Origin of the sequence: Catenibacterium sp. CAG:290, from assembly GCF_000437715.1 — a bacterium.
GTDB classification, from domain to species: Bacteria; Bacillota_I; Bacilli_A; order Erysipelotrichales; family Coprobacillaceae; genus Catenibacterium; species Catenibacterium mitsuoka_A.
In genome coordinates, this window is record NZ_FR898872.1 from 1 (window position 1) to 4,914 (window position 4,914).

General features: G+C 31.8%; 6 protein-coding genes. 5 read left to right on the plus strand and 1 reads right to left on the minus strand.

Annotated features, from left to right (window positions below; translation table 11 throughout):
• The first annotated feature begins 14 nt into the window (after positions 1-14).
• Genes QVO42_RS10510 through QVO42_RS10360 form a run of 3 tightly spaced genes read left to right on the plus strand, consistent with a single transcriptional unit; the run spans position 15 to position 1,889 of the window.
• Positions 15-164 (plus strand): LPXTG cell wall anchor domain-containing protein, encoded by a 150-nt coding sequence (locus tag QVO42_RS10510; protein WP_353867268.1) that lies wholly within the window; start codon positions 15-17, stop codon positions 162-164.
• A 25-nt stretch (positions 165-189) separates the two neighbouring features.
• Positions 190-993 (plus strand): class C sortase, encoded by an 804-nt coding sequence (locus tag QVO42_RS10355; RefSeq protein ID WP_022426030.1) that lies wholly within the window; start codon positions 190-192, stop codon positions 991-993.
• Between the two features lie 14 nt (positions 994-1,007).
• On the plus strand, positions 1,008-1,889 hold the full coding sequence (locus QVO42_RS10360) for a Cna B-type domain-containing protein (RefSeq protein WP_288164384.1): 882 nt from the start codon (positions 1,008-1,010) through the stop codon (positions 1,887-1,889).
• Positions 1,890-1,931: 42 nt separating this feature from the next.
• On the opposite strand, the gene bsh is transcribed toward QVO42_RS10360, so the two are convergent.
• The gene (bsh, locus tag QVO42_RS10365; RefSeq protein ID WP_022426032.1) at positions 1,932-2,906 is read right to left on the minus strand and encodes a choloylglycine hydrolase; all 975 of its coding nucleotides are present in this window, start codon (positions 2,904-2,906) and stop codon (positions 1,932-1,934) included.
• Positions 2,907-3,082: 176 nt separating this feature from the next.
• Between bsh and QVO42_RS10370 the strand changes: the two genes are divergently transcribed.
• Together QVO42_RS10370 and QVO42_RS10375 are read left to right on the plus strand one after the other, a co-directional pair.
• The gene (locus QVO42_RS10370; RefSeq protein ID WP_022426033.1) at positions 3,083-4,018 is read left to right on the plus strand and encodes a GTP-binding protein; all 936 of its coding nucleotides are present in this window, start codon (positions 3,083-3,085) and stop codon (positions 4,016-4,018) included.
• A 255-nt stretch (positions 4,019-4,273) separates the two neighbouring features.
• Positions 4,274-4,914, plus strand: a 641-nt coding sequence (locus QVO42_RS10375) for an SPL family radical SAM protein (protein WP_288164387.1), incomplete at its 3' end; no start/stop codon positions are given.

Genomic DNA, 4,914 nt, shown 5'->3' on the forward strand with positions numbered 1-4,914 from the left:
ATAAAGATTCTGGTATTTTATCAACAAAAGTTGTAAATAAACCAGGTAGCTCATTACCTGAAACAGGTGGTATGGGTACTACAATTCTATATGTTGCTGGTGCAGTTATGATTCTTGCTGCAGGTGCATTCTTAGTGATGCAGAAAAAAGCCGAAGATAAATAAAATAGAATAAGAGGAGTGTTCTATAATGAAAAAGAAAATCATAAACGTAATTATAGCGCTACTATTCGTTATAGGACTCTCCCTAGTTATTTATCCAAGTTTTAGTAATTATTGGAATCAAAGACATCAGACTAGGGCGATTGCTGGATATGAGGAAAAGGTGGAAGACCTGACTGAAAAACAGTATGAAAAGCTCTGGAATGATGCCACTTTATACAACAAAAATTTAAGACATACAATGTATGCCTTAAATGATGACGAGAAAAAAGTATACAATGAGACTCTAGATGTTACTTCGACTGGTATGATGGGTTATGTAGAAATCCCTAAGATCAATGTATCACTTCCTATTTATCATGGAACTGATGCTGAAATCTTACAGATTGCGATAGGACATATTCCAGGTACATCCTTACCAGTGGGTGGAGAAAGTACTCATTGTGTTATATCTGGACATAGAGGATTACCAAGTGCACAGCTTTTTACGGATATAGATCAGCTTAAAACTGGTGATACATTCATGCTTCAGATATTGGATCAAACTCTTTATTATGAGGTCGATCAAATTAAAACTGTTCTTCCTACAGAAAAAGATGATTTAAAGATTGTGGAAGGACAGGACTATTGTACACTTATGACTTGTACACCTTATGGTGTCAATACCCATAGACTACTTGTCAGAGGTCATCGTATTAATAAGACAAATCTAAGAATTAGAAGAGATCTAGTTAAAACAGACCCAGTACTTCTTGATATATTCTGGATCGCTCTTGCAATTATTATTGCATTTATCTGGTATCTCACATCAAAAAAACATAAAGAAAGGTGATGACAGCAATTATTATGGATAAAAGCTTAAAGAAAATTATATTATGTTTTACAGTTATATTATCAGTTGCTGTATTCAATTTATTCCAGGTAGCTGCTGTTGATGTCAATAAGAAATGCTCGTTGACGCTTAATGAATGTTTATCAGGATTGAATGTTCATTTGTATCAAGTTGCGAGTATTGATGAGGTTGGCAGTTATCAATACACCGAGGATTTTAAGGAAGCAGAAAATACTACAATTGATTTAAATAAGCTAGAAACAAGTGAAGAATTAAAAAATGCAGCTATGACTTTAAAAGGTTATGCTGCAAGTCAAAAAGGCGTTATTAAAAAAGCTAATTCTTCTACATTGAGTTATACTAATCTTAAAACAGGTCTTTATCTTATTACTGCTGATAATTTAGAATTAAATGGTACAACCTATACTTATTTACCTTATCTTATTTCTTTACCACAGGGAACTGATTATGATGTATCTATTGACTTTATTAAATATTCAAAAAATCCCTCTCATGAATATAAAATAGTCAAGCGTTGGGTGGATAAGGGTTTAACACATCCAGAAAAAATAGAGGTAGAACTCTATAATGGTTCTGCTTTAGTTGAAACAATCACTTTAGATGCAAAAAATAATTATGCTTATTCATGGAAGACTGATCAAGCAATCAATTATAGTATCAAAGAGAAGAATGTAAAAGGATATAAGGGTATTGTTTCTTCAAGCAGTAATGAACAAAGTACAGAATATATTATTACTAATACAAGTGTTGATACACCTAGTACCAATGTAAAGACAGGAGATTCTACAAGAATCAATCATTGGATTATGTTGATGAGTGCTGCTGGTTTATTGCTTATTGTATTAGGTAAATTATTCAAACATGTAAAAGATTAGTTAATTAAAAGGCACTAGGAATGCGTTTCCTAGTGTCTGTTTTTAGTTCTGATTGAAGAATACTTCTTCATCAATCATTGGGTAACATGTCAAATCTTTATTATCTAGATTTGTTTTATGCATATCCACAGTTTTAATTGTATGACCATGATAAGTTGAATAATAGTAAATACCCTTATTTAAATTACAACAAGAAGTATAAATAGTATATTCATATTTACCTTCGGCTACTTCACATAGTCCTTTTTGTTGTTCTACTGAACCAAGAATATGGAAGAACTGACTGACATTTTCCTGTTCATTTAATCCTTTAGTTACATTCATATTAGTGAATGCAACACGTACAAAACGAGATGCTGATGATAAATCACCAGGTAACCCTAAAGAACCCATACCTCTACTATAAGTAGATAAGTTTACATCTTTTGAGAATGTATTCTCAGGCTGTTTAGTAGAGAGATACATATAATTATTTAAATTAAACATCTGTTTATCAAAAGGTGGATTATTAGTTAATACACCTACAGGATTATCATAGATATGTACTCCATCTCTCATGATTTCTACAGTAATAGTCTTATTTGAGTCACTGATCATATAATGAAGTGAAGCAGGTGGGAATGAAGCACTAAAAGGTGTATCACATAAATTCATTTCATTAATAAGATGAATCGCTTCCTCAACAGTTTCACATTGACATAAGATCCAAGGAATAAACTCAAAAGAACAAACATTTGTCTTATTCTCTACTACAGGATTAAAATATGCATTTCCTACAAAGTTGAGTCCAGCCATACCTAATCCTTTTTCATTCATTGCATCATAATATAATGGATATCCATCGCTGACATGAGCCATTCCAATGATGGCATATTTGTAAGATGGTTCATCTGTATATCTAAAACCATACTCAAAATTTCTAGGTGTTACAACAATCTGTTCACCATAAGAAAACTCATAATCTAGATTCCTTCCAAAATAACAATCCTTATCTTTAAAACATGCAGCAGTACACATAATCACTGCCCCCTTTCAACTGAATCCTAACACAAACATATAGGCATGTTAAGTCCATAGTTTGACATAATTCACACATACTTTCTAAAGAATATTCTATGTCTATTATATGTCACTAATGTGAACTGTTTGACAAAACATTATATCAACATATAATAAAATCAAGAGGTGAACTTATGGTACAAGTAGATTTAATTACAGGTTTTTTAGGATCAGGTAAAACAACATTTATTAAGAAGTATGCGAAATATTTAATTGATCAAGGACTGCATATCGCAATATTGGAAAATGATTTTGGTGCAATTAATGTAGATATGATGGTATTAGAAGAAGAATTAGGTAACCGATGTGAACTAGAAATGGTTGTTGGTGGAGGAGATTTAGACTGTCATAGACGTCGTTTTAAGACAAAACTCATTTCTATGGGTATGAGAGGTTTTGATAGAATATTAGTAGAACCATCAGGTATTTATGATGTAGATGAATTCTTTGATGTTCTTCACGAAGAACCATTAGATAAGTGGTATGAGATTGGTAATGTGATTGCTTTAGTGAATTCTAAGCTAGAAAATAGCCTTTCTAAGCAATCAGATTACTTACTAGGCTGTCAGGTTGCAGATGCAGGTAAAATCATTCTTAGTCGCTCTAGCGAAGCCACAGAAGAAGAAATCAATAACACAATCACACACTTAAATAACACAATGTCTCTAATTAAATGTAAAAGAAGATTTAATAAAGAAGACTGTTTAGATTTAGAAACACTCAATAATGATGACTTTAATTCTATTCTTCATTCTGGTTATGAATTAGAAGGCTTTATTAAGATGTTCTTTAAGAAAGAAGAAGCTTTCTCTACTATGTTTTTTATGAATCAAGCAATTACTAAAGAAGAGTTGATTCATGCAACTCAATCTATTTTTAATGATTCTGAGTGTGGTAAAGTATTTAGAATCAAAGGCTTTATACCAGAAAATGATCTATGGATAGAACTTAATGCGACAAAAGATCAGATTACTACTGAAACAATTGCGAAAGGTCAGGAAATCATTATTGTCATTGGTGAATCATTAAATAAAGAAAAGATAGAAGAATATATAAAAAAACCAGCATAGCTGCTAGTTGATGAAGTGATATATGTAGAATATGGTGGGGATCACATATCTTCATCACTTGTATTATATTGATATAAGGTAATGAATAAACCAATTTTATGTAAATAATAAATAAAAAGGTCAGCTAAGAAGGGAATGGTTGCTGACCTCGAAGGGTAGAAAAGAGTGGGAAATCTCTTTCCAGCATTATTATATGATTTTTTTAAAAGAAATTCATTATACAAATAGATGCATTTGCATAGAAAGGAAAAGAAAGTGCATTATAAAAAGGTTAAAGGTATATTATCTTCCAGCAATGGAATGAACCTCTATAGAGGATGTCTGCATGGATGTATCTATTGTGATTCTAGAAGTGATTGTTATCATATGAATCACTTGTTTGAAGATATAGAAGTTAAAGAGAATGCATTAGAACTCTTAGATGCTTCTTTGAAAAAGAAACGAAAACCCTGTATGATTGGTATGGGGGCTATGACGGACCCTTATATTCCCTTAGAAGATCAATTGTTGTATACAAGAGGTGCATTAGAAATCATTGATAGAAATGGTTTTGGAGTTACGCTCATTACTAAATCATCACGTGTACTAAGAGATTTAGATGTATTGAAATCTATCCAGACACATTCAAAATGTGTGATACAGATGACTTTGACTACTTATGATGAAGATCTATGTAAAATACTAGAGCCCAACGTTTCAACTACAAAAGAACGCTTTGAAACATTGTTGACGCTTTATAAGGAAGGTATACCTACTATTGTATGGTTGACACCTATTCTTCCGTTTATCAATGATAATGAAGAAAACCTAAGAGGAATACTTGATTACTGTATTAAGGCTCATGTAAAAGGAATTATATGCTTTGATATGGGTGTTACCTTAAGAGAAGGCAATAG